Origin of the sequence: Rhodanobacter sp. FW104-R8 (assembly GCF_001617365.1) — a bacterium.
Lineage (GTDB): Bacteria > Pseudomonadota > Gammaproteobacteria > Xanthomonadales > Rhodanobacteraceae > Rhodanobacter.
Genome location: NZ_LVJR01000014.1, coordinates 19,360 through 45,119, shown reverse-complemented (window position 1 = coordinate 45,119; position 25,760 = coordinate 19,360). Strand labels below are relative to the sequence as shown.

Genomic DNA, 25,760 nt, shown 5'->3' with positions numbered 1-25,760 from the left:
TGCGGTGACATCCGGACCCCGGCCCTCGTGCCGGGGTTTTTACATCGCCAGCGCAACAATCCGTTGCCGAAATCGACCCATGGACGTACTCCTCGCGGCGGGTTTTATTTCGTAAACTATGCGGTGTAATAAATAACCACCTTCCCCGAGGTCCCCCGCATGTCCCCACGCCATCTGACCCGCAGCGCCATCGTCCTGGCGCTGCTCACCGCCGCCCTGCCGGCCGCCGCCACACGGTTCGAAGTGCAGGCGGGCCGCAGCTACATGGACGTCCACGGCGCGAACACCGCCTTCGTCGAGGCCATCTTCGCGCCGCAACCGTTCGGCAACACCCGCCTGACCTGGTCGCCGGATGTCTCGCTGGGCTGGATCGACGGCCGCCGCCTCGCGGCCAATGCCAATGGCGACCGCTACACGACGCGCGATTCGGTCGCCCTGCTTGCCGCCGGCGCGCGCTTCCACCTGGGCGATGCCGGCGACTGGTACCAGCCGCTGTTCTTCAGCGAGCAGCTCGCCGCCACCAACCACATCACCCACGCGCTCTCCAGCCACTACCAGTTCGTCAGCACGCTGGGCTGGCAGGCGAAACACTTCAGCGTGGCGATCCGGCATGTTTCCAACGGCGGCCTGCACCGCCCGAATACCGGCGAGACGATGGCCCTGGTCGGCGTCGCCTTCGACATCTGAAGCTTTCGCCATGCACCTGCGCGGGCGGCCCGACGGGGCCGCCCGCGTCAGTGCCCGCCGGAAACGGTGCGCGCCTTCGGCGTGAACGGCGGCCTGGCCAGCCAGATCACCAGCACCAGCGCGAGGAAGATCCAGCCCAGCGCGTGGAACACCTCGTTGAACGAGATCTGGTAGGCCTGCTGGGTGATCATGTCGTTGATGATGCCGCCGGCGAGCTGGTTGTCGCCGTGGCCGAGCTGGCCCATCGCCGCCTGCGCGGTCGGGCTGTAGGCGGTGATGTGTTCGGTCAGCTGCTCGTGGTGGGCCACTGCGCGGCGCTCCCACAGCAAGGTGGTGAGCGAGGCGGAGAAGCTGCCGCCCAGCGTGCGCAGGAAGGTGGCCAGGCCGGAGCCGGCGGCGATCTCGTTCTGCTGCAGGTCCGACAACAGGATGGTCAGGATCGGCATGAAGAACAGCGCCACGCCCAGGCCCTGCCACAGCTGCACGACAGCCACGTGGTAGAAGTCGATGCCGATGAAGAAGTCCGAACGCATGAAGCAGGTACCGGCCATCACGATGAACGCGATCGAGGCCAGCGTGCGCAGGTCGAAGTGGGTGGCGTACTTGCCCACGAAGAAGGTCAGCAGCACCGGCAGCACGCCGATCGGCGCGGTGGCGAAGCCGGCCCAGGTCGAGGTGTAGCCGAGGTTGCGCTGCAGCCACAGCGGCACCAGCAGGCCGATCGCGAAGAACGCCGCGTAGGCCAGGATCAGCGCGATCGTGCCAGCGGTGAAGTTGCGGTGGCGGAACAGTTTCAGGTCGACGATCGGATCCTTGTCGGTCAGCTCCCAGATCAGGAACACCGCGATGCCGATCGCCGAGACGATGCTGGTGACGATGATGAAGGTGGAGTTGAACCAGTCCTCGTCATTGCCCTTGTCCAGCACGATCTGCAGCGCGCCCACGCCGATGATCAGGGTGATCAGGCCGACGTAGTCGACCTTCGGCCGCTCGGTCTTCTGCTCCTTCGCGCGCAGCTGGTTCGCCACCACCATGCTGGCGAAGATGCCGATCGGCACGTTGATGAAGAAGATCCAAGGCCACGAATAGTTGTCGGTGATCCAGCCGCCGAGGATCGGGCCGGCGATCGGCGCCACCACCGTCACCATCGCCAGCAGCGCCAGCGCCATGCCGCGCTTGGCCGGCGGATAGATGCCGATCAGCAGGCTCTGCGTGATCGGGTACATCGGCCCGGCCACCGCGCCCTGCAGCGCGCGGAACAGGATCAGCATGCCCATGCTCTGCGACACGCCGCACAGGAACGAGGTCAGCGCGAACAGCAGCGTGCAGGCGGTGAACAGCCGCACCTCGCCGAAGCGGCGGCTGAGGAAGCCGGTCAGCGGCAGCGCGATCGCCATGCTCACCGCGAACGAGGTGATCACCCAGGTGCTCTGGTTGTTGCTGACGCCAAGGTTGCCGGCGATGGTCGGCAGCGACACGTTGGCGATGGTGGTGTCCAGCACCTGCATGAACGTGGCCAGCGACAGGCCGATCGTGCTCAGGGCCAGGTTGGGCGGGCGGAATTCGGTGGTCATCAGAATCGGTCGGTGAGTGGGTCTGCCTTACTCCTCCCCCTGCAGGGCAGGGGGAGGTCGGGAGGGGGTAAGGCTCTTGGCTCAGGATCAACAGCGACCCCTCCCCAGCCCTCCCCCGCAAGCAGGGGAGGGAGTTGTTGCGCTGCTATTTGCCGCCGGCCATGTTGGCGTGGACGATCTGCGTGATCACCGCGTCGGCCTTGGCCAGCTGCTGCTTGTATACGTCGGTGCTGAAGGCGGGTTGGGTCGGCGATTGCTGCGACAGCATCGGGCCGTTCTGGTCGTGCAGGCTCACGTCCACGTTCAGCGACATGCCGATGCGCAGCGGGTGCTTGTCCAGCTGGGCCGGGTCGTCGAACACGATGCGCACCGGGATGCGCTGCACGATCTTGATCCAGTTGCCGGTGGCGTTCTGCGCCGGCAGCAGCGAGAACGCGCTGCCGGTGCCCACGCCCAGGCTCTGCACCTTGCCCTTGTAGGCCACCGCGCCGCCGTACACGTCGGCCTCGATCGTCACCGGCTGGCCGATGCGCATGCGGGTGAGCTGGGTCTCCTTGAAGTTCGCGTCCACCCACACGCCGCGCAGCGGCACCACCGCCATCAGCGCGGCGCCGGGCTGCACGCGCTGGCCGACCTGCACCGAGCGCTTGGCCACATAGCCGTCCACCGGCGCGACCAGGGTGGCCCGCACGTCGTCGAGGAAGGCGGCACGCAGGCGGGCCGAGGCGGCCTGCACGTCCGGGTGCGAGGCGACCACGGTGTCGTCGACCAGCACCTTGCTGGTCTGGTACTGCTGCTGCGCGGTGACCAGGTTGCTCGCGGCGCTGGTCAGCGCGTCGCGGGCGTGCGCCAGTTCCTCGGCCGAGATCGCGCCGGACTTCGCCAGCGCCACGCGCCGGTCGTAGTCGGCGCGCGCCTTGTCCACCGCGGTCTGGCGCACGGCCACGTCGGCCTGGGCCCCGTTGACGCTGGAGTACAGGCCGCGCACCTTGCGCACGGTGTTGGCCAGGTTCGCCTTGGCCTCGGCCAGCGCCACGTCGGCGTCGCTGGGGTCGAGCTGCACCAGTACGTCGCCGGCGTGCACCAGGTCGCCGTCGTCGGCGCCGATGCTGACCACGGTGCCGGGCACCTGCGGGGTGATCTGCACCACGTTGCCGTTGACGTAGGCGTCGTCGGTGCCCTCGTACCAGCGGCCTTCGAGGAAGTACCACGCCGCCCATCCGGCGACGGCGAGCAGCACCACGACGCCGAGCAGGCGCAGCAGCAGGCCGCGCGGGTTCTTCTTCGGTGGCGGCACGACCGGCGTGCCCGCGCTCGCGGCGCCGCTCGGATCGGGGAGGGTCTGGCTGGACATGGGATGCCTCAGGAACGGGAAGGGTGGGGAGACGGGGTGGTGTCGGCCTGCGCCGGGGAGGCGCCGCGGTCGGCCTGCTCGTTCGGGCGATAGCCGCCGCCGAGGGCCTGGATCAACTGCACCGAGAGATCGACCTGCTGCGCTTCCAGCGCGGCGGTGCCCTGCTCGGCGGCGAGCAGTTGCTGGCGCACGCTGAGCGACTCCAGGTAGCTGCCGATGCCGGCCTTGTAGCGCTGCTCGGCCAGCTCCCAGGCCTGCGCCGCGGCATCCTGCGCGCGCTGCTGCGCGGCGATCTGCTGCTGCAGCGACTGCAGCGCGGACAGCTCGTCGGCGACCTGGTTGAGCGCGCCCACCAGGGTCTGGTTGTACTGCGCCACGGCGAGGTCGTACTGCGCGTCCTTGCCGGCGAGGTTCGCGCGCAGGCGGCCGCTGTCGAAGATCGGCAGGCTGATCGACGGCCCGACCTGGTAGAAGCGCGCGGGCAGGGTGAACGGGTTGCCGCCGCCCATCGCGATCACGCCGGCCATCGCGCCGATGCTGATGTTGGGCAGGAATTCGGCCTTCGCCGCCTTGATGTCCTTGCCGGCGGCCTCGACCCGCCAGCGTGCGGCGACCAGGTCGGCGCGGTGGCCGACCAGATCCAGCGGCAGGTCGGCCGGCACCGCCAGCGCGGCCGGCGGCAGCAGCCGGGGCCGGCCGATCTGCAGCCCGCGGTCTGGGCCCTTGCCCAGCAGCACCGCCAGCGCCGAGCGCGCGGCGTCGACCGCGCGGCTGGCCAGCGCCGCCTGCTGCTCGGCGCCGGCCACTTCGGCATCGCCCTGTTTCAGCTGGATCAGGTTGTCGATGCCGGCGGCGACGCGCTGGCGGGTCAGCTCGCGCGACTGCTGCGCGCGTCGCAGTTCGCTGGCGGCCAGGTCCTGCCGGGTGAACGCGTAGCCGAGCTGGGCATAGGCGCGGGCCACGTTGCCGGACAGCTCGATGCGCGCCGCGCGGGCATCCACCTCGGCGGCACGCGAGGCGCCCAGCGCGGCCTGCCAGGCGGCACGCTTGCCGCCCCACAGGTCCAGGCCCCACTTGAAGCTGAGATCGGCGTACTTGGCCAGGGCGAAATGGCCGCCGCCGGCCTTGGCCGGCAGCACGGTGGTGGGGAGGCGCGCGCCGGCCACGCTGGCGCCCGCGTTCACCACCGGCCCGCGTGCGGCGTCGGCCAGGCCGGCTTCGGCCTCGGCGGCGCGGGCCCGCGCGTCGGCCACGCCCAGGCCGGGGTTGTCGTGCAGGGCCTCGGCGATCAGCGCGTCGAGCTGCGGGTCGCCCAGCCCGCTCCACCAGTCGCCGGCCGGCCAGCCGGCGGGCGACACGTTCACCCCGGCCAGGCTGCGTTCGGCGTTCAGGGTGGACGGATCGATCGGGCTGCCGTCCGGGTGCAGGCCGCCACCGCTGGCGCAAGCGGCCAGCGCGAGGGTCAGGGCGGCCGCAGCCGCAAGTCGATGCAGACGCATGGAAGAGTCCAGGGGGGGAAAGGGTCAGTTCTTGTCGCGAAGCGCGTGCAGCACGCGTTCCAGGTAGTCGTGCAGTTGCACCTGTTCGGTCTCGTCCAGCGAGCGCTGGGCTGCCGTGAGCACGCGGTCGTTGCAGTCGGTCAACTCCTGCCACAGCGCGTTGCCGGCGTCGGTCAGCTCGATCCGCAGGGCGCGGCGGTCCAGCTCATGCGGGCAGCGGCGCAGGTAGCCCTTGTGCTCGAGCTGGTCGAGCTGGCGGGTCATCGCGCCGCCGTCCAGTTCCACCGAGCGGGCCAGCTCGCTGGCCGACATCGGGCCGAGCCGGGCCAGCCGCTTGAGGATCAGGAACTGGGTGAAGCGCAGGTCCAGCTGCTTGGCCGCCAGCTCGGCCTCCATCGCGCGCACGATCTCCGTGCGGACGAGGCCGAGCAGGACGCCGAGGCTTTCCCTGGGGGTGGCGAAGGCGAGCGGTTCGGTGTTCATGGCCGCGCATTCTATTGCCTCAGGTATATTTGTCAAGGCAAATATATTCTGGCATGTATTTGCTCCAGCAAGATGTCAGGCGGCACGCATCCGGTGCGCCTGCAGCTCGTCGTGCACCAGCGCGCGCAACGCCGGGTCGCGGATGGTGAACAGTTCGAACACGCCCAGCGCCTGCAAGGTCGTCAGTTGCGCCAGCAGGCGAGGTTCCGCTTCGCGGCGTACCGATTCCGGGGTGGCCGGATCCAGCATCAACTGGGCGTGCACCACGAAATCGGTGAGCGCATCGGCGCGCGAGGCGTGGACAGGGGTGGGTACGGGGAGTAACGACATGTCGATCTCCTGCATGGGCTGACGCAAGGACGTCTGCGCGCGGCGCGCTGTGACAGGCGGTTGCAGTACGGGCTGTGGCGGCTGGGGAGGTGCGCCGCGGACGGGCATGGCTGCATCGCCGGCGTCACGGTCACGCGGGGCGCATGACTTGGGGGACAGGCGACGGTAGATCGCTGCCGCTAGCATGGGAAGGCAGTCCCCACTGCTGGTACTCCCACTACCACCCGGGCATGTCCATGAGCACCTCCATGCAACGCGCCGAGCTGAAGGCCTTCCTGCGCGCACGCCGCGCCGCACTCACGCCCGAGGTGGCCGGCTTGCCGCGCGGGCCGCGCCGGCTCACGCCGGGTCTGCGTCGCGAGGAGGTGGCGGCGCTGGCCCAGGTCGGCGTCACCTGGTACACGTGGCTGGAGCAGGGGCGCGCGATCAACGTGTCGGCCGCGGCGCTGGCGCGGATCGCCCGCGCGTTGGCGCTGTCGCCGACCGACGAGGCCTACCTGTTCGCGCTGATGGGACTGGCGCGCACCGACGTGCCGGAGCACCACTTCGGCCTGCCGCCGGTGATGCAGGAGGTGCTGGACCTGTACCAGGCGCCGGCCTTCGTGCTGGACACGGTATTCGACGTGCTGGCGTGGAACCGCATGGCCGAATGCCTGTACGACTTCGGCGAGTTCGGCGGGCCGTTCGCCGACAATCACCTGTGGAACGCGTTCATGAACCCGGCGCGGCGGCGGCTGTACCCGGATTTCGAGAATGGCGCGCTGAACCTGCTCGGCATGTTCCGCATGAACCAGGCCGCGCATCCGGAAGACCCGCGCTTCCAGCAGCTGGTCGAGGCGCTGAACGCGGCCAGCACGGAGTTCGTCGAGCTGTGGCAGCGCTGCCACACCGCGCCGCTGAGCGCGATCACGGTGCCGTTCTTCCACCCCGCGTTCGGCGACCTCAGCATCCACTCGATGCGCCTGCCGGTCCGCGACAGCGACCACGTCGACCGCGCCACCGCATTCTTCTTCGCGCCGGCCAATGCCGCGACCGCCGCGAGCTTCGCGCGCGTCGCCCGGCGCCTCGCCGCGGAACAGGCCACGCAACCGGCATGATGCGGCGGCCGGTCGCACAACGGCGATAATCTCCACGCCCGTGCACACAGGAAACGAAATCATGGCTCCCATCCCGGCGCCTCGCGCGCCCAAGTCACCGCGCCATGGAGGGAGATGACGATGCCGCGTCCCGCCGTGCAGGCCTTCTTCGATGAAGCCAGCCATACCTTCAGCTACGTGGCCTGGGACCCGGCCAGCGGCAGGGCCGCCGTGTTCGACAGCGTGCTCGACTACGACGCGGCCGCTGGCCGCACCGGCCACGCGTCGGCGGATGCGCTGATCGCGTTCGTGCGTGCGCGAGGACTCGACGTGGACTGGGTGATCGATACCCACGTGCATGCCGACCACCTGTCGGCGGCGCCGTACGTGCAGGAGCAGCTGGGTGGCCGGCTGGGCATCGGCGAACGCGTCCGCGAGGTGCAGGACACGTTAGGCCGGCTGTTCCATGCGGGCGCCGGCTTCAAGTGCGACGGCAGCCAGTTCGACCACCTGTTCACGGACGGCGAGCGCTACATGGTCGGCGGCATCGAGGCGGTGGCGCTGCACACGCCGGGTCACACGCCGGCGTGCATGACCCACCTGGTCGGCGACGCGGCCTTCGTCGGCGATACCTTGTTCATGCCCGACTACGGCACTGCGCGCTGCGACTTCCCCGGCGGCGACGCGCGCACGCTGTACCGCTCGATCCGGCACCTGTTCGCGCTGCCGCAGGAAACCCGGGTGTTCCTCTGCCACGACTACAAGCCCGCCGGCCGCGACGTGTTCGTGCACGAGACCACCGTGGGCGACGAGCGCCGCGACAACATCCACGTGCGCGACGGCATCGACGAGGACGCGTTCGTGCGCCTGCGCGAGGCGCGCGATGCCACGCTGCAGGTGCCGGCGCTGCTGCTGCCCGCGGTGCAGGTGAACATGCGCGCCGGCCGGCCGCCGCCGCCCGAGGACAACGGCGTGCGCTATCTGAAGATTCCGCTGGATGCGTTGTGAGCGGGCGTCGATGCGGCGGCAACCCGACGGTCTGCCGTCGTCGGAGTGACCGATGATCTACGTCCTGCTCAGCGTGGCGTGCAGCGTGCTGGTCTCGGTGCTGCTGAAGCTGGCGCGCCGTTTCGAGGTCGACGTGGGCCAGGCGATCGCCTGGAACTACGTGGTGGCCGGCGCGCTCACCGCGTTGCTGCTGCAGCCGTCGTTGGCCACGCTGCGCGAACCGGGCTCGCCGTGGCTGGCGCTGGCCGCGCTGGGCGTGCTGCTGCCGACGATCTTCCTGGCGCTGGCTGCCTCGGTACGCCATGCCGGCATCGTGCGCAGCGACGCGGCGCAGCGGCTGTCCCTGCTGCTCTCGCTGCTCGCCGCGTTCGCGCTGTTCGGCGAGCAGCTGACCGCCTTCAAGGCGCTCGGCATCGCGCTGGGCCTGCTCGCCCTGCTGTGCATGGTCTGGCGCGGCGGGCATGGTGCAGGCGCGGGCGGCGCGGCCGGCTGGCTGTATCCGCTGCTGGTGTTCGGCGGTTTCGGCGTGATCGATATCCTGTTCAAGCGTGTGGCGCAGGCCGGCGTGCCGCTGGGCGCCGCGCTGCAGGCGATGTTCGCTCTGGCGCTGCTGGTCGCTTTCGCGCTGCAGCTGTGGCGGCGCGCGCGCGGGCACACCCGCTTCACCGCGCGCAGCCCGCTGGCCGGCCTGCTGCTCGGCCTGGCCAACTTCGGCAACATCCTGTTCTACCTGCGCGGCCACCGCGCGCTGCCGCAGCACCCGGCGCTGGTGTTCGCCAGCATGAACCTCGGCGTGGTGGTGCTGGGCGCGCTGGTCGGTTTGCTGCTGTTCCGCGAGCGGCTGAGCCGGCTCAACCTCGCCGGCGTGGCGCTGGCGCTGCTGGCGATCGGGCTGATCGCCAGCGGCTGAGCAGTGACTTCTGGGCTATGAAATCGCCATGGCACGCTGCCTATGCTGGCAGCTTCGGGGCGGTGGCGTCCCAGCCATCGGAACCCCGGCCATGCGCAAACTCCCTTTCGCGGCAGCGCTGTCCGCACTGCTGTTGAGCGCGGTCGCGGTCGCCGCCCCGGACAAGAAGGACGACAAGGCCAAGCCGGAGAAGCCCGATGCGGCGCTGGTCGAGCCGCAGTCGTCGGCCAGCGAGGGTTCGGTGTCGGTCGAAGGGCATCGCGTCGACTACAAGGCGGTGGCCGGCACGCTGGTGCTGCACGGCACGGGTGACAAGGAGGACGAGCCCCAGGTCAGCATGTTCTACGTGGCCTATTTCAAGAAGGGGGTGAGCGCGACGAAGCGGCCGGTCACCTTCATCTACAACGGCGGTCCCGGGTCGGCCACGGTGTGGCTGCACATGGGCGCGTTCGGGCCGAAGCGCGTGGTCACCAGCGACGACAGTCACACGCCGGCGGCGCCGTACGGACTGGTCAACAACGACTACAGCCTGCTCGATGCCTCCGACCTGGTGTTCATCGACGCCCCCGGCGCCGGCTTCAGCCGGCTGATCGTTGCCGAGACGGACAAGGCCAAGCGCGACGAGCAGATGAAAGATCGCAAGAAGGCGATTTACGGCGTGGACGGCGACGGCCACGCGTTCGCCCAGTTCGTCACCCGCTTCCTGTCGAAATACGACCGCTGGAATTCGCCGAAGTACCTGTTCGGCGAAAGCTACGGCACCACCCGCTCGGCGGTGCTGGCCAACATCCTGGAGAACGAGGACAGCGTCGATCTCAACGGGGTGATCCTGCTCTCGCAGATCCTCAGCTTCGACACCAGCATCGATGGGCCGGAGTTCAATCCCGGCATCGACCTGCCGTACGAGCTGGCGCTGCCGACCTTCGCCGCCACCGCGTTCTACCACCACAAGCTGCCGCGGCAGCCGGCTGCGCTGGAGCCGTTCCTGCGCGAGGTGGAGCAGTACGCGCTGGGCGACTACGCGCAGGCGCTGATGGCCGGCTCGCGCCTCGACGACGCGCGCAGGCAGGCGGTGGCGCAGAAGCTGCACGAATACACCGGCCTGCCGGTGGCCTACCTGCTGAAGGCGGACCTGCGCGTGACCGGCGGCATGTTCGAGCACGAGCTGCAGACCGACGGCGACATCACCACCGGCCGGCTGGACAGCCGCTTCTCCGGCCCGGCGATCGACCCGCTGAGCAAGGGCTCCGAATACGACCCGCAGTCCTCGGCGATCAGTTCGGCCTACGTGGCCGCCTTCAACGACTACGTGCGGCGCGACCTGAAGTTCGGCCAGGGCCGGCAGTACCGGCTGTTCGCCGACATCGACCACTGGGACTTCTCGCACAAGGCGCCCGGCGTGCATGGCGAGGCGCTGCAGTCGTCGACCAACGTGATGCCGGACCTGGCCATGGCGATGAAGACCAACCCCAACCTCAAGGTCTATCTGCACGGCGGCTACTACGACCTGGCCACGCCGTACTTCGCCGCCGACTACGAGATGCACCACCTGCCGATCCCGGCCAGCCTGGAGCGCAACATCAGCTATGCGTGGTACCCGTCCGGGCACATGGTGTACGCGCACGAGGCGTCGCTGAAGCTGCTGCACGACAACGTGGCCCGCTTCATCGGGCAGACCGACAACGTCAAGTAGCCGGTTTGCGCCTTCCGCCGCCGCGTCCGGAGGGCGCGGTGTGCCGCGGCGCGGTGGAGCCGCGCACCACCAGCTCGGGGCTGAAGCCTTCGTTGACGCTGCCGACCGGCTCGCCGTTGGCCACGCGCTGCAGGTCGCCGATCAGCCGCTGGGCGGCGTGCCGCGCGATCTCCTCGGTGGCCTGGCGCGCGGTGGTCAGCGCGGGCCACGACTGCTTGGAGAACGGGCTGTCCTCGAAGCCGGCGATCGACAGTTCGTACGGCACGTTGATGCCGTCCGAATGCGCCGCGGCCAGCACGCCGGCGGCGATCTCGTCGTTGGAGCCGAAGATCGCGCTGGGGCGGTCCTTCAGCGCCAGCAGTTTGCGCGCGCCGCGGAAGCCGTCGTCGAAGGTGTAGTCGCCCGGCACGATCAGCTTGCGGTCGAGCGCGATGCCGTAGTCCTTCAGCGCATCGGCGTAGCCCTGGTAGCGCTCCTGGCTGGAGCGGTGCCCGAGGCCGCCCCACAGGAAGCCGATGCGCTGGTGGCCGAGCTGGATCAGGTGTTCGGTGATCGCGTAGGCCGCATCGCGGTCGTCCACGTACACGCACGGATGGCCGTCCTGCGGATCCCGGCGCGCCGAGATGATGCGGATGAACGGCACCTGCGCCTGGCTCAGCGCCTCGATCAGCGCCGGCTGCTCGGACATCGGCGGCGCCAGCACCAGCCCGGCCAGGCGCGAACGCTGCGCCAGGTCGCGCAGCTCGTCGGCCAGCTTCGGCGAGGAGGAGTCGCAGGGGTGGATCTGCAGGCCGAAGCCGTTCGCGCGGCATGCCGCCAGCACGCCGTGCTGCAGGTTGATCACGTAGTGCGCGTTCGGGTTGTCGTAGACCAGCCCGATCGCGTAGGCGCGGGTGCTGCGCAGGCTGCGCGCGGAAGGGTCGGGCCGGTAGCCGAGCGCGTCGATCTCGCGCTGCACCTTCGCACGCGTGCGCGGGTGCACCGACGGCTCGTTGTTGATCACGCGCGAAACGGTCTTCAGTGAGACGCCCGCACGTTCCGCGACATCCTTGATGGTGGCGCTGCGCACCCGCTGAACCTCGTGTATCGAAAGGGCCTGATACGCCGGTCGCGCCATGGTGCCGACGGGGCCGCGCACGGACGCGGCGGCGCATGCATCCTAGCGTATGGCCCGAACCGTGGCGAATCCGCGGCTCGGTGCCTGTGGAAAAAATCCACCTCCGGTGGATTTCCCGGTCGCAAGCCCGGCGTCAGGTCCGTACTCGCGACCGCGACTCCGGTATTTGCGTGCCCGCCTCGCGTCCGGCCATCCATGGCCGGGTTAAGAGCCCGTTTTCACCAGCGCTCACTGCGCCGCGCGCTGGCCGACGCGGTGGCCGGCCAGTCCGTAGTACAGGATGTACAGGTAGCACGGCACCACCAGCGCGGTGAAGGCGAGCTGGAAGTCGATGTGCTGCTTCAGGTGCACGAACAGCTGCGGCACCACCGCCCCGCCGGCGATGCCCATGATCAGCAGCGCCGAGCCCGCCTCGGTATGGCGGCCGAGCCCGTTGATCGCCAGCGGGAAGATCGCCGGCCACATCATCGCGTTGGCGAAGCCCAGCGCTGCCACGAACGCCACCGAGAGGTAGCCGTGGGTGAGGTAGGCGCCGATCGCGAAGGCCACGCCCAGCACCGCCGATACCGCCAGGTAGCGTTGCTGCGTGATGAAGCGCGGGATCAGCGCCAGGCCGGCCAGATAGCCGGCCAGCATCCCGACCAGCGTGTACGAGGTGAAGTGCTTGGTGGCGTCCGGCGGCAGGCCGAAACCCTGGCCGTAGGTGCCGATCGCGTCGCCGGCCATCACCTCCACGCCGACGTAGAGGAACAGGCACAGCACGCCCAGCCACAGGTGCGGGAAGCTGAAGATGCTGCCGTCCCGGTGGCCGATCGCCTGCTCGCTGTTGGCGCCGGCAGGCTTGATCTCCGGCAGCGGCGAGCGTGCGATCCAGATCGCCAGCGCCACCAGCAGCGCCGCCATCACCATGTACGGCAGGTGCACCTTGCCGGCAAACGTGTCGAGCAGGGCCTCGCGTGCCTGCGGCGTCGGCGCCGACTCGACCTGCTGGCCGAACGTGCCGATGCCGCTGAGCACCAGCGCGCCGAACACGAACGGCGCGATCGCGCCGGCCAGCTTGTTGCAGATGCCCATGAAGGCGATGCGTTGCGCCGCGCTGTCGATCGGGCCGAGGATGCTGATGTAGGGATTGGACGCGGTCTGCAGCAGCGACAGCCCGGCGCCGATCACGAACAGCCCGGTCAGTGCGCCCGGATACATCCGCATGGTGGCGAACTGGCCGAACAGCACCGCGCCGACCGCCATCACGAACAGGCCGAGCGCCATGCCCTTCTTCATGCCGGTGCGGCGGAGCACCGACGACGACGGCAGCGCCAGGAAGAAATACGACAGGTAGAACGCCATCGGCACCAGGAACGCATTCACATCGTCGAGATCGAACGCCAGCTTGACGAAGGCGATCAGCGGCCCGTTGAGCCAGGTGACGAAGCCGAAGATGAAAAACAGCAGGCCGATGACCAGCATCGGCCCGAGGTTGGTGCGATCGGCCTGCATCGCCGCCTGCGTTGTCGCCATGATCTGGTTCTCCCCGGAGCCCGGCCGTGTCGCTTCGGCCGGATGGCCGGGACAGACGGGATGTCTCTTTATTCGCTGAAAAGTGCAACGTTGTCAATTCGTGCCGACGGACGACTTCCGGTTGCCGCCGCGCCCGAGCCGTCTGGACGGCCATTTGCGATGGCTCATGTGGCGATGCAGCAGGCCATGGGCTTCGGGTGATTTCAGCGTTATCGCGTCACATAAAGCCGAAAATCCGATCACCTGAGGTGCGTGCTCAGGAGTGCCGCGACAGCCATGACGCGGTGCCGCATCGAATGTTGCGAAAATCGGCTTTGACCCGATTGACAACGTTGTCATCGTAGCGACAGACTCCGCCCGAATCAGGCCGGCCCGCGCCGATCCGGCGCGTCCGGATCGGGTAACCATCGGCCACGGGAGAACAGCGTGGGGGAAGTCGCGAACCAGCGTCATGCGGCGGAGTCGGCGGCGCCTGCCGGAGCGTCGCATCCGGCCGGCTCGGACATGCCGGGTCCGGGGCAGCCGTTCCTGGCGGCCGACGTCGGCGGCACGCATGCGCGCATCGGCCTGGTCGTGGGCCGGACGGACGGCCGGCGGCCGGTCAGCGTGCTGCATTACCACCGCTACAGCTGCGCCGACTGGTCCGGCCTCGCCGCGATGCTGCAGGATTTCGTCGAGCAGCTGGGCGGCACGCCGCACGCGGCGCTGCGCGGACAGCTGCGCCACTGCGCGGTGGCCTGCGCCGGCTACGTGCTGGACGACGCGATCGTCAACGAGAACCTGCCGTGGCCGGTGTCGATCCGCGAGATCCGCGACGGCCTCGGCATCCGGCGGTTGATGGTGATCAACGATTTCGAGGCGCTGGCCTACGCCACCCAGTTCATCGGCGCCGACGAGACACAGCCGGTCATCGACGCCACGCTGCCGCCGTCACCCGGGCCGGTGCTGGTGATGGGGCCGGGCACCGGACTGGGTTCGGCGGTGCTGCTGCCGGGCCAGCCGCGCGCGCAGGTGCTGGCCACCGAGGCGGGGCAGGTGTCGCTGGCGCCCGGCAGCGAGCGCGAGATCGAGATCCTGCGGCTGTTCCGCCGCCAGCGCGCGCACGTGTCGTTCGAGGACGCGCTGTCCGGCCCGGGCCTGCTCAGGCTCTATCGCGCGCTGTGCGAGCTGCGTGCCGGCAGCGCCCGCGCGCTGACGCCGGCCGAGGTGACCGCCGCCGCGCTGGCCGGCCACGACGCCGCCGCGGTGGAGGCGCTGGAGGTCTTCTGCGGCCTGCTCGGCAGCTTCGTCGGCGACCTGGTGCTGCTGTACGGCGCCCGCGGCGGAGCCTACCTGGCCGGCGGGATCCTGCCGCAGATCCAGCCGTTCCTGCGCGCCAGCACGTTCGCCGAGCGCTATTTCAACAAGGGCGTGATGCGCGCCTATCTGCAACAGGTTCCAGTACGACTGATCGAGCACGGCCAGCTTGGTGTCATCGGCGCCGCAGGCTGGTTTCTGGATGGACGGGACGGAGCGATGAGATGACCGCCATCCGGCAGCACGGCGCCGAGCCAGCCTTTGCACCACATCCGCGACCGTCGTCATGCCGGTCTTGATTCGAGCCAGCCTCTGAGGGGAGGAGATCATGAACTACCGTAAGACATTGCTAGCCGCGAGCATCATCGCCAGCCTGTGCGTTTCCGGTGCGCTGTATGCGCAGGACAGCCAGGCGAATGCCGACAACCCGTCCGGGCAGAACCACACGAAGGAAAAACAGGCCAGGACCCTGAGCACGGTGATCGTCACCGGCATCCGCAACAGCGAGGCCGAATCGCTGGCGCTGAAGAAGGAAGCGGCCTCGCACGTCGAGGTCATCACCGCCGAGGACATCGGCAAGCTGCCGGCCAAGAACGTGGCCGACACGCTGCAGCGCCTGCCCGGCGTCAACATCAGTTCGTCGAGCGCCAGCGAAGGCGGTTTCGACGAGAGCGACCGGGTGAGCCTGCGCGGCACCGCGCCCAGCCTCACCCAGACCCTGGTCAACGGCCATACGGTGGGCACCGGCGACTGGTTCGTGCTGAGCCAGGTGCAGACCGTGGGCCGCAGCGTGAGCTACACCTTGCTGCCGTCGGAGATCGTCAGCCAGGTGGTGGTGCACAAGACCTCCGAGGCCAGCATCGTCGAAGGCGGCAGCGCCGGTTCGGTGGACATCATCACCCGCAAGCCGCTGGAGTTCGCCAAGCCGATCACCGCCGAGGCCTCGATCGGCGGCGTGTACTCGGACCTGCCTGGCGACACCAAGCCGCAGTTCAGCGGCCTGTTCAACTGGAAGAACGACGCCAACACCGTCGGCGTGCTGGTGCAGGGCTTCTACGAGAAGCGCAGCCTGCAGCGCAACGGCCAGGAGGTGGTGGGCGGCTACCTGCCCACGAAGGTCGGCGGCAACACCGCCTATTACCCGAACGAGATCGGCGCGGTGCTGTTCACCCAGCAGCGCGAGCGCAAGGGCGGCGTGATCGACTTCCAGGTCAAGCCGACCGACAACCTCACGCTCGACCTCAGCGGCTTCTATTCCAAGCTCAAGGCCGACAACTACAACCGCAACTACATGATGTGGGCCAGCAGCGCGCTGGCGAACGGCGGCGTGCTGACCGCCAATGCGATCAACAACAACGTGGTCACCAGCGGCTCGATCGCCGGCGGCACCGGCGCCTACGGCGTGTACGACCAGATCTCCCGCCCCGGCGCGTCGTCGGAGTCGAAGTACCTCACCCTCGATGCCGACTGGCGCGTCACCGACCACCTCGACCTCAAGGGCCAGATCGGCACCACCCGCGGCACCGGCAGCAGCCCGACCCAGGACGTGATCGAGCTGGGTACCGCCAGCGGCGCCGGCGCCAGCTGGGGCATGCGCGGCATCGGCCAGCCGATCAACTGGACGCTGGGCGGCGACAACAGCTCGCCGTCGGGCATCCTGCCGTCGGCCGGCTGGATCTTCGGCGGCCAGGGCATCAAGGTGAAGGACAAGGAGGATTGGGCGCAGTTCGACGGCGAGCTCAGCTTCGACAACGACGCGTTCACCTCGCTGCAGTTCGGCGGCCGCTACGCCAAGCACACCCGCGCCAATCCGTTCGAAGTGGCGCAGGGCCCGAACTGGGCTTCCGACTGGCAGAACCCGGCCGCCTATCCGACCGGCACCTACAGCAGCTATCCGGGCGGCTTCAACGGCTCGCTGGGCGGCAGCTTCCCCGGCCCGATCTGGTTCTGGACGCCGGCCCAGCTGGCGCAGATCGACGCGAAGTTCGCCAACCGCGATCCGGTGGGGCGCTTCTACTTCAACGACATCTACCGGGTCGGGGAAAAGGACACGGCCGCCTACCTGCAGCTGAACTTCGAGTCCGGCATCGCCAGCGGCAATATCGGCGTGCGCTACGTGAAGACCAAGGAGGACATCGGCTACAGCAGCACCGCGCCGGACCGCGAAGCCACCACGTCCACCGGCCCGATCACCGGCTCGGCCTTCGGCGACTACTACTGGAACACCTACCGGCACAGCTACGACAAGTTCCTGCCCAGCGCCAACCTCAAGCTCGCCGTCACCGACGACCTGCTGCTGCGCTTCGCCGCGTCGCAGACGATGACCCGCCCGGACTACTCGGCGCTGGCCGGCTCGGTCTCGGCCGACGACCTCACCCACACCGGCAGCGGCGGCAACCCGCAGCTCAGGCCGCTGGTGTCGAGCAACTTCGATGCGGTGGCGGAATGGTACTTCGCGCCACGCGGCCTGCTGTCGGCCGGCGTGTACGCGATGAACCTGAAGGACTACGTCAGCTTCGGCAACCAGACCCGCAGCTTCAAGGACATGCCGGCCAGCCAGGCCGCCGGCCACGACGTGTTCTCGAACTACCTGATCAGCGTGCCGACCAACGTCAACGGCCAGGTCCGCGGCGTGGAGTTGAACTACATCCAGCCGATCGGCGACAACTTCGGCGTGCAGGCCAACTACACCTATGCCGACGGCCATGCCACCGGCAACAAGCCGCTGCAGGGCACCTCGAAGAACACCTACAACGTGTCGGGCTACTTCGAGAACAAGCAGTTCAACGCCCGCGTCAGCTACACCTACCGTTCGGCGTTCTATGCCGGAGTGAGCCGTACCGACACCTACTTCCAGCAGGGCATCGGCAATCTCGCGGTGTCGCTGGGCTACCAGCTCAACGACCACATCTCGCTGTCGCTCGACGCAATGAACCTCAACAATCCGAAGCTGAAGTACTACACGCAGAACGCCACCTACGGGAAGCAGCCGTACGCGTTCTACGACAACGGCCGGCAGTACTACCTGAGCCTGCGCTTCAAGCTCTGAGCCTGTTCCACCGCGAAGCGGGCCACGGACGGCTCCGCATCCTCCCCAACCGGGCCCGGACAAACCTTGCCGGGCCCGTTTTTTTGCTAGCGTGACGCACCTGCTGCGACGGAGACCGCCGATGACCCGCCGTTTCATCCTGCTCGGCTGCGCGATCCTGGCACTGGGCTTCGCCGGCCTCGTCCGGGCCGCCGATCCGCCGGTTCCCTCCCTGCTGCCGCTGCCGGCGCAGCTGCGGACCGACGCCGGCGCCTTCACCGTCGATGCGCGCACGCCGGTCGTGCTCGGCGACCAGACCGCCCCGACCCGGCGCACCGGCGCCTGGCTCGCCGACCTGGTCGCGCGCACGCGCGGCCTGCGCCTGCCGCTGCAGCGCGATGGTGCCGCCGCGCACGCGATCATGCTGCGGCTCGACCCTGCCGCGCCGGTGGCGGACCGCGAAGGCTACGCGCTGGACGTCACGCCCGACGGCATCCGCATCAGCGCACGCGACGACGCCGGCCTGTTCTACGGCGCGGTGACCTTGTGGCAGCTGCTCACCCCCGATGCGGAGCACGGCGCGGTGCGGATACCCGCGCTGCACATCCGCGACCAGCCGCGTTTCGCCTGGCGCGGGCTGATGCTGGATTCCGTGCGGCATTTCCAGACGGAGGAAGAGATCGAGCGCCTGCTCGACCAGATGGCCCAGCACAAGCTCAACACCTTCCACTGGCACCTCACCGACGACCAGGGCTGGCGCATCCAGATCAGGCGCTACCCCGAGCTCACCCGCCTCGGCGCGTGGCGCACGCCCCCGGATGCCGGGCATGACGGCGAGCCGCAGCGCTACGGCGGCTTCTACACCCAGGAGCAGATCCGCCGCATCGTCGCCTACGCTGGCGCGCGCCACATCACGGTGGTGCCGGAGATCGACATGCCCGGCCACGCCCAGGCGGCGGTCGCCGCGTATCCGCAGCTGGGCGTCACCGGCCAGCGTCCGGCGGTGTCGGCGAACTGGGGCATCAACCCGTACCTGTACAACGTCGACGACGCCACCTTCGTCTTCATCGGGCACGTGCTCGACGAGGTGATGGCGCTGTTCCCGTCGACCTACATCCACGTCGGCGGCGACGAGGCGATCAAGGACCAGTGGCAGGCCTCGCCCGCGGTGCAGGCGAAGCTGCATGCGCTCGGGCTGAAGGACGAAAACGCGCTGCAGGGCTGGTTCATCGACCGCATCGGCCAGTACCTCGACCGGCACGGCCGCAAGCTGATCGGCTGGGACGAGATCCTCGACAGCGACCACCTGCCGGCCGACGCCACGGTGATGTCGTGGCGCGGCCTCGACGGCGCGATCAAGGCGGCGCTGTTGGGCCACGACGTGGTGCTGTCGCCCGCGCCGGTCCTGTACTTCGACCACGTGCAGGGCGCGCTGGCCGACGACTACGCCGGCCGCCTCGGCGTGGAGTCACTGAAGGACGTGTACGGCTTTCCGACCGTGCCCGCCGTGCTGGACGCGGCGCAGGCGAAGCACGTGCTGGGCGTGCAGGCCAACCTGTGGACCGAGCACATGCCCACGTTTGCCCACGTGGAACACGCCGCCTTCCCGCGGCTGGACGCGCTCAGTGAAGTGGCCTGGTCGCCTGCCGTCACGAACAACTGGCCGGGCTTCCTCGCCCGCCTGCCGGCGCAGCTCGGGCGCTACCGCGCGCAACACGTCGACGTGGCCGACAGCGCCTTCGCCGTGGAGATCGCCACGGATCGCAATGTGGCGCTGGCCACCGGCCGCGCCACGGTGACGCTGGCCAACCAGGCCGGCTTCGGCGCGATCCGTTACACGCTGGATGGCAGCACACCCACGGCGGCCTCGCCGCGCTACGGCGCGCCGCTCGTGCTGAAGCTGCCCGTCACCGTGCGGGCCGCCAGTTTCGCCGCAGACGGCAGTGCGCTGGCCGCCCCGCGCGCGCGCGCGCTCGATCGCGCCAGCCTGCTCAGCCTGCCCGGCAGCCTGCTGGCGAACTGTCCCGGTAGCGACTTCCGCTTGCGCCTGCAGCCGCTGCCCGACGCCGCCAGCACTGGGCCGGTGTACGCGGTTAACGTGTTCGACAGCTGCCAGCTGTTCCCCGCCACGCGGATGGACGAGGTCGCCGCGATCCGTGTCGATGCGGTGCGCCTGCCGCGCAATTACGCGCTGGCGCACGAGGCGCGGCTGGTGGTGTCACGCCCGCACGCCACGCCGTTCGGCGAACTGGTGGTGCATGCCGACCAGTGTGACGGGCCGGTACTGGCCAGCCTGCCATTGCCCGATCCCGCCCGCAGCGCGCGCCACTTCACGCTGGAGGCCGCGCTGCCGGCGCAGCAGGGCGAGCGCGTGCTGTGCCTGGTCTACACCGCGCCCACCGACGGGCCGCTGTACGCGCTGGCTCGGGTGGCGCTGGTGCCTGCGCCATGAACGGGCGCCTCGCCTCGCTCGACGCCCTGCGCGGCTGCACCGTGGCGGCGATGCTGCTGGTCAACGATCCCGGCGACTGGAGCCACGTCTACTGGCCGCTGGAGCACGCGTCGTGGAACGGCTGCACGCCGACCGACCTGGTCTTTCCATTCTTCCTGTTCGTGCTCGGCGTGTCGGTGGCGCTGGCGATTCTTCCGCGGCTGGAGCAGGGCGTGGCACCGTCCGCGCTGCGCAATGCGGCGCTGTGGCGCGCGCTGCGCATTCTCGCATTGGGCGTGCTGATCAACGCGCTGGCGGCGTGGTGGCTGCCGGGGAGCGACATGCGCTGGCCCGGCGTGCTGCAACGCATCGGCGCGTGTTTCGCCGCGGTGGCGATGTTGGCGATCTACGCGCCGCGCCGTGTGTGGTGGGTCGCCATCGTGGCACTGCTCGTGGGCTATACCGTCATCCTGCTTTCCGGTGGCACGCTGGAGAAATGGATCAACATCGCCGATCGCGTCGATGGCGCGGTGTTCGGCCACTACGCATGGGAACGCAACGCGATCACGGGGCAGGTGCACGATCCGGAAGGCCTGCTCAGCACGCTGGGCGCGATCGCCAGCAGCCTGCTTGGCCTGTGCGCCGGCTGCTGGCTGCGTGCCGGGCAGACGCGGCGCCTGTTGCTCGCGGGCCTGCTGGCGTTGCTGCTCGGCGCGTCGTGGTCACCGTGGCTGCCGTTCAACAAGAACCTGTGGACGCCCTCGTTCGTGCTGTGGACCACGGGCTGGGCCACGCTGGCGCTGCTGGCGTTCCACGCACTGATCGACCGGCGCGGCTGGCCGGCATGGGGACGCCGCTTCGGCATCAACGCGATCGCCGCCTACGCCGGTTCCGAACTGATGCAGATCCTGCTGCCCGCGCTGGGCTGGCAGCCGCCGATCTACCGGCACCTGTTCGCCGGCTGGATGACGCCGCGGTTCGGCCCATACCTGCCGTCGCTGGCATTCGCCGCGGCGTTCGTGGCGCTGTGGTGGCTGATCGTGCGGGCGATGGACTGGCGCGGCATCCACCTCAAGCTCTAGTGGCGCCGGCGCAGTGCCAGGATGAACAGCGCCATCGACAGCAGCCCCAGCACGAAGCCGATGCCTGCACCCCACAGGCCGCCGATTTCTCCATCGATCAGGTAGCCGATGCCGAAGCCCAGCGGGAACAGCAGCAGGATCGGCAGGCAGCCCATGGCGTCAGTGTGCGGCGGCCCGGGTTTCCGGCAGCGACGGCGGGTAGCGCAGCAAGGCGTGCTTCGCCAGCTGGGTGTCGGCAGCCGACAACTCGATCAGTGCGGCGGGCTTGCCGCCGACCAGCGCGGCGATCGGCGCGCCATCGCGATACAGCACACGCGTGCCGGCCAGCGCCGGCACTTTGTCGCCGGCCAGCACGGTGCCGACCAGGTTCAGTGGGTCGCAGCCGCTGAGGCAGACCAGCTCGCCGTCGTCCGCGCGCGAGCGCACCGCGCGCAGCGGCGCGATCGCCTCGGGCAGCGCGAACTGCTCGCCGACCAGGCCTTCGACGAAGCGCCCGCCGCGGATCTCGCCGCGCGCCTCCAGCCGGTGGTACACGCGCAGCAGTTCGCGCCATGGTGGCAGCCACGGCGCCTCGCGCTCCAGCAGTTTCCAGAACACCACGCCGTAGCGGCGCAGTAGGGTGCGCGCGATGTGTTCGATGGCGTCGGGTTCGGCCTTGCCGTTACCCGTTGCCGCCGTGCGCGCCAGTGCCCAGCGCCCTGCATCCTCGATGCCGCTGAGCTGGTGCCGGCGCAGCCGGCGATGCCGGCCGCCGTCGCGCTTCGCCGCCGGCAGCAGCAGGGCGCGCAGGCCGGCGAAGCTGTCGGCGCTGATCCGTCCGACGGCGACCAGTTCGCCCAGCGCGTCCTCCAGTTCGGTGCGCAGCAGGTGGGCGAGGTCGAGCAGTTCGTCGAAGAACAGCGCGCCATGTTCCTGCAGTGCATCGGCGACGGCTTGTGCGCGCGACGACAACAGGGCCTCCTGCGGCTCGCCGGCGGCGGACGTCCAGACGGCCATTTCGCGTCGCGGCAACAGCACGATCGGCGTGCTGCGCACCGGACCGCCGCCGCCACCGCTGCCCGTACGCAGGCGGGCCCAGCCGATCCGGCCGGCGCGGCACAACTCGTCCAGCCAGTGGATCGAGTAGTCATCGATGCGCGCCGGCAGCAGCTCGGTCTCCCACGCGCCGGCCGCGGCCTCGTAGCCTTCCAGCTGCGCCAGCGTGGCGGCCAGCGCGTCCGGCCCGCTCAGCCTGGTGGCTGCCGACACGTGCTGCCAGTCGAACAGGAAGCGCATCAGCGCACGCCGGCTCACCGGCTCGATCTCGCGGCGCAGCCGGCCGATGGTGTAGCGGTGGATGCGTGCCAGCAGGTGGCGCTCGCACCATTCGGTGTCGGCGGCATTGGCCGTGAAGCGGCCCTGCATCACGTAGCCCTCGGATTGCAGCCGCAGCAGTGCCTGCTCCGCTTCGCCGGCGTCGACGTTGATGGGTTGCGCCAGTTCATCCACGGTGACCGGACCGAGTCCACCGAGGCGATGGCGCACCAGTTCCAGCAGCGCGTCCTCGCGCGTCCACGACTGCGCGGCGTACTCGGCCGGCGCATCGATCGGCGGCTGCATGGCGGCGTCGGGATGCAGCGCCTGCCACAGCGGCAACTGCTCGGCCGACGTCCAGATCGCGGTAGGAGCGCACCCTGTGCGCGATGCTCTTTCGTCGGGTGACGAAGAGCCATCGCGCACAGGGTGCGCTCCTACCGTGAGCAAGGTGGCGCGCGCGGCCCGCGCCAGTGCGCGCAGCCACTCGTTCCAGCCGGGGTTGGCGGCGACTTCATCGGCCGTGACGCAGCCCAGCAGGGTCAGCGCCTCGTGCATCTCGTCGGCGTCGCGTACGCGCGGCCACGCTTCCTCGCGCACGCCGGCGATCGCGTCGGGATCGAGCCGGCCGAGGTCGTCGGCGCCGTCGGCGCTGTTCCAGCGGCGCGTCTGCACGGCCTGGGTGCGGCGCTCCTCCAGCGGCGCGTCGTCGAGGAAGGCGTAAGGCGCGGCGTTCAGCACCTCGGCGGCGAGCGGGCTGGGTGCGGTGAGGTCGCGCGCCACGATGGCGATGTCGCCGGCTTCGAGCCGGCGCAGGATGGCCAGCAGGCCGTCCACGTCCATCGCCTCGCGCAGGCAGTCGTGCAGGGTCTGGTTGACCAGCGGGTGATCGGGCACCTCGCGCTCGCCCACGATGTTTTCCAGGCAGGCGACCTGGTCGGGAAACACCGCGGCGAGCAGGTCCTCGCTCTTCATCCGCTGCAGCGGCGGCGGGGTCTTCTTGCCGCCGGTGAAGCGCGGCAGCGCCAGCGCGGTCACCGCATTCCAGCGCCAGCGCGCGGGGAACAGCGGCGCATCGAGCAGGGCCTGGATCAGCACGTGCTCGGCGGTGTTCGAGTGCAGGTAGTGCGCCACTTCCTCCAGCGGGAAGCTGTGGCTGGTGGACAGCGAAAGCACGATCGCGTCCTCGGTGGCCGCCGCCTGCAGTTCGAAGTTGAACTGGCGGCAGAAGCGCTTGCGCAGCGCCAGCCCCCAGGCGCGGTTGATGCGGCTGCCCCACGGCGTGTGGATCACCAGCTGGGTGCCGCCGGATTCGTCGAAGAAGCGCTCCAGCACCAGCGTGCGCTGGCTGGGCAGCACGCCGAGCGCGGCCTGCGCGCGGGCGAGGTAGTCGACCAGCTGCTGCGCGGCGGCTTCGTCCAGGCCGAGCTGCTCGCACAGCCAGGCCATCGCTGCGGGCACGCCGCCGACATCCAGCTGTGCGGAAATTTCCTCGCGCAGACGCGACACGCCGAGCGACAGCTCGTCGCTGCGCCCCGGCGCCTCGCCCAGCCAGAACGGGATGCTCGGCGGCGCGCCGTGCGCATCCTCCACCCGCAGCCGGTCGCGCTCGACGCGCTGGATGCGGTAGCTGGCGTTGCCGAGCTGGAAGATGTCGCCGGCCATGCTCTCGACCGCGAAATCCTCGTTCACCGTGCCCACGATGATCGCCTGCGGTTCCAGCACCACCTTGTAGTCGGCGGTGTCGGGAATGGTGCCGCCGGAGGTCAGTGCGGTGAGCCGCGCGCTGCGCCGCGGGCGCAGCTGCCGGTTCACCGCGTCGCGGTGGATATACGCCGCGCGCGGCCCCTGGCGGGTGGTGAAGCCCTCGGCCAGCATGCGCACCACCGCGTCGAACTCGCCGCGTGCGAGATCGCGGTACGGATGCGCGCGGCGCACCAGCGCGTACAGCGCGTCCTCGCCCCATTCGGCGCAGGCGACTTCGGCGACGATCTGCTGCGCCAGCACGTCGAGCGGTTGCGGCGGCATCACCAGCGCGTCCAGCTCGCCGCGGCGCACGCAGTCGAGCAGGGCGGTGCATTCGATCAGGTCGTCGCGGGTAGCCGGGAACAGCCGCGCCTTCGGCGTGCCGTCGATGCTGTGGCCGGAGCGGCCGGCGCGCTGCAGGAAGGCGGCGATCGAGCGCGGCGAGCCGAGCTGGCAGACCAGGTCGACCTCGCCGATGTCGATGCCCAGCTCCAGCGAGGCGGTGGCCACCAGCACCTGCAGTTCGCCGCGCTTGAGCCGCTGCTCGGCGTCCAGCCGCAGCTCCTTGGCCAGGCTGCCGTGATGCGCCGCCACGTGTTCCTTGCCCAGCCGTTCGGACAAGTGCCGCGCCGCACGCTCGGCCATGCGCCGCGTGTTGACGAAGACCAGGGTGGTGCGGTGCGCGCGCACCAGCTGGGCGAGGCGGTCGTAGACCAGCGCCCAGCCATCGTTCGACATCACCGCTTCCAGCGGCACCGGCGGCACTTCGATGGCGAGGTCGCGCGGACGGCTGTGGCCCACGTCGATGATGGTTGCTGTGCTCCCTCCCCTGCTCGCAGGGGAGGGTTGGGGAGGGGTGCTCTTTGCTTCAAGAAGATCAAAAGCTTTACCCCCTCCCAACCTCCCCCTGCCGGCAGGGGGAGGGGCAAGAGCGGGGTGCTCGCCGGTGCCGACGAGAAAATCAGCCACCATCTCGATCGGCTTCTGTGTCGCCGACAAGCCGATCCGCAGCAAGCGCCGCCGGCACAGCGACTCCAGCCGCTCCAGCGACAGCGCCAGGTGCGCGCCGCGCTTGCTGCCGGCGATGGCGTGGATCTCGTCGACGATCACCGTGCGCACGCCGGACAACATGGCGCGGCCGGAGGCCGAGCCCAGCAGCACGTACAGCGATTCGGGCGTGGTCACCAGGATGTGCGGCGGCAGCTTGCGCAGCAGGTTGCGTTCCGCCTGCGGGGTGTCGCCGGTGCGCACCGCGGTGCGGATCGCCACGTCGGGCAGGCCGAGTTGTTCCAGCTCGGCGCGGATGCCTTCCAGCGGCGCTTCCAGGTTGACGTGGATGTCGTTCGACAAGGCCTTCAGCGGCGACACGTAGACCACCGTGGTGGCGTCGGCCAGCACGCCGCCATGCGCCACGCCCTCGCGCACCAGCGCGTCGATCGCGGCGAGGAAGGCGGTGAGCGTCTTGCCCGAGCCGGTCGGCGCGGCGACCAGGGTGTGCTGGCCGGCGCGGATCGACGGCCACGCCGCCGCCTGCGCCGCGGTGGGCGCGGCGAAGGCGCCGCGGAACCACGCGGCGACGGCAGGATGGAAATCGGCGAGCGGGGATGACATGGGTCTCCCGGAGATGGGTACCATCGG

The 25,760-nt window shown here is 69.7% G+C and carries 18 protein-coding genes; 9 read left to right on the top strand and 9 right to left on the bottom strand.

The window, feature by feature from the left end:
- Positions 1 to 159: 159 nt before the first annotated feature.
- Positions 160 to 687, top strand: coding sequence for an acyloxyacyl hydrolase (locus RHOFW104R8_RS03325; protein ID WP_068094134.1), 528 nt, complete (start codon positions 160 to 162; stop codon positions 685 to 687).
- Positions 688 to 734: 47 nt separating this feature from the next.
- On the opposite strand, the gene RHOFW104R8_RS03320 is transcribed toward RHOFW104R8_RS03325, so the two are convergent.
- The 5 genes from RHOFW104R8_RS03320 to RHOFW104R8_RS03300 form a co-directional block, all read right to left on the bottom strand.
- Complete coding sequence (locus RHOFW104R8_RS03320; protein WP_068094135.1) at positions 735 to 2,261, bottom strand: DHA2 family efflux MFS transporter permease subunit; 1,527 nt, start codon at positions 2,259 to 2,261, stop codon at positions 735 to 737.
- A 145-nt stretch (positions 2,262 to 2,406) separates the two neighbouring features.
- Entirely contained in the window at positions 2,407 to 3,615 is a 1,209-nt protein-coding gene (locus RHOFW104R8_RS03315) for an HlyD family efflux transporter periplasmic adaptor subunit (RefSeq protein WP_068094136.1), read from the bottom strand.
- 8 nt (positions 3,616 to 3,623) lie between these two features.
- A complete protein-coding gene (locus RHOFW104R8_RS03310; RefSeq protein ID WP_068094139.1) occupies positions 3,624 to 5,114 on the bottom strand; it encodes an efflux transporter outer membrane subunit in 1,491 nt (496 codons plus the stop codon).
- Positions 5,115 to 5,138: 24 nt separating this feature from the next.
- Complete coding sequence (locus RHOFW104R8_RS03305) at positions 5,139 to 5,597, bottom strand: MarR family winged helix-turn-helix transcriptional regulator (RefSeq protein WP_068094141.1); 459 nt, start codon at positions 5,595 to 5,597, stop codon at positions 5,139 to 5,141.
- Between the two features lie 75 nt (positions 5,598 to 5,672).
- Positions 5,673 to 5,927 carry a hypothetical protein gene (locus tag RHOFW104R8_RS03300; RefSeq protein ID WP_068094568.1) on the bottom strand — a complete coding sequence of 85 codons (255 nt, stop codon included), beginning with the start codon at positions 5,925 to 5,927 and terminating at the stop codon, positions 5,673 to 5,675.
- 236 nt (positions 5,928 to 6,163) lie between these two features.
- On the opposite strand from RHOFW104R8_RS03300, the gene RHOFW104R8_RS03295 reads away from it, so the two are divergent.
- From RHOFW104R8_RS03295 to RHOFW104R8_RS03280, 4 genes are all read left to right on the top strand, one after another.
- Positions 6,164 to 7,024, top strand: a complete 861-nt coding sequence (locus RHOFW104R8_RS03295; protein WP_235604383.1) for a helix-turn-helix transcriptional regulator — start codon at positions 6,164 to 6,166, stop codon at positions 7,022 to 7,024.
- 120 nt (positions 7,025 to 7,144) lie between these two features.
- Positions 7,145 to 8,011 (top strand): MBL fold metallo-hydrolase, encoded by an 867-nt coding sequence (locus RHOFW104R8_RS03290; RefSeq protein WP_068094575.1) that lies wholly within the window; start codon positions 7,145 to 7,147, stop codon positions 8,009 to 8,011.
- A gap of 52 nt (positions 8,012 to 8,063) precedes the next feature.
- Positions 8,064 to 8,921, top strand: a complete 858-nt coding sequence (locus RHOFW104R8_RS03285; RefSeq protein WP_068094145.1) for an EamA family transporter — start codon at positions 8,064 to 8,066, stop codon at positions 8,919 to 8,921.
- Between the two features lie 91 nt (positions 8,922 to 9,012).
- Complete coding sequence (locus RHOFW104R8_RS03280) at positions 9,013 to 10,614, top strand: S10 family peptidase (protein ID WP_068094148.1); 1,602 nt, start codon at positions 9,013 to 9,015, stop codon at positions 10,612 to 10,614.
- Here RHOFW104R8_RS03280 and RHOFW104R8_RS03275 read toward each other — a convergent pair.
- Positions 10,607 to 11,683 carry a LacI family DNA-binding transcriptional regulator gene (locus RHOFW104R8_RS03275; protein ID WP_068094151.1) on the bottom strand — a complete coding sequence of 359 codons (1,077 nt, stop codon included), beginning with the start codon at positions 11,681 to 11,683 and terminating at the stop codon, positions 10,607 to 10,609. The genes RHOFW104R8_RS03280 and RHOFW104R8_RS03275 overlap by 8 nt on opposite strands.
- Positions 11,684 to 11,959: 276 nt before the next feature.
- On the bottom strand, positions 11,960 to 13,246 hold the full coding sequence (locus RHOFW104R8_RS03270) for a sugar MFS transporter (RefSeq protein ID WP_068094153.1): 1,287 nt from the start codon (positions 13,244 to 13,246) through the stop codon (positions 11,960 to 11,962).
- Positions 13,247 to 13,672: 426 nt separating this feature from the next.
- Here RHOFW104R8_RS03270 and glk point away from each other — a divergent pair, with 426 nt between their 5' ends.
- From glk to RHOFW104R8_RS03250, 4 genes are all read left to right on the top strand, one after another.
- On the top strand, positions 13,673 to 14,770 hold the full coding sequence (gene glk, locus RHOFW104R8_RS03265; RefSeq protein WP_068094156.1) for a glucokinase: 1,098 nt from the start codon (positions 13,673 to 13,675) through the stop codon (positions 14,768 to 14,770).
- 100 nt (positions 14,771 to 14,870) lie between these two features.
- Positions 14,871 to 17,591, top strand: coding sequence for a TonB-dependent receptor (locus RHOFW104R8_RS03260; RefSeq protein ID WP_068094160.1), 2,721 nt, complete (start codon positions 14,871 to 14,873; stop codon positions 17,589 to 17,591).
- 121 nt (positions 17,592 to 17,712) lie between these two features.
- Positions 17,713 to 20,022, top strand: a complete 2,310-nt coding sequence (locus tag RHOFW104R8_RS03255) for a beta-N-acetylhexosaminidase (protein WP_068094164.1) — start codon at positions 17,713 to 17,715, stop codon at positions 20,020 to 20,022.
- Positions 20,019 to 21,083, top strand: a complete 1,065-nt coding sequence (locus RHOFW104R8_RS03250) for an acyltransferase family protein (protein ID WP_068094167.1) — start codon at positions 20,019 to 20,021, stop codon at positions 21,081 to 21,083. Before RHOFW104R8_RS03255 ends, RHOFW104R8_RS03250 begins: the two co-directional genes overlap by 4 nt.
- On the opposite strand, the gene RHOFW104R8_RS17670 is transcribed toward RHOFW104R8_RS03250, so the two are convergent.
- Together RHOFW104R8_RS17670 and RHOFW104R8_RS03245 are read right to left on the bottom strand one after the other, a co-directional pair.
- Complete coding sequence (locus RHOFW104R8_RS17670) at positions 21,080 to 21,238, bottom strand: hypothetical protein (RefSeq protein ID WP_162840142.1); 159 nt, start codon at positions 21,236 to 21,238, stop codon at positions 21,080 to 21,082. The two genes, RHOFW104R8_RS03250 and RHOFW104R8_RS17670, sit on opposite strands and share 4 nt — an antisense overlap.
- Positions 21,239 to 21,242: 4 nt before the next feature.
- Positions 21,243 to 25,733, bottom strand: coding sequence for a DEAD/DEAH box helicase (locus RHOFW104R8_RS03245; RefSeq protein WP_068094169.1), 4,491 nt, complete (start codon positions 25,731 to 25,733; stop codon positions 21,243 to 21,245).
- Positions 25,734 to 25,760 lie beyond the last annotated feature (27 nt).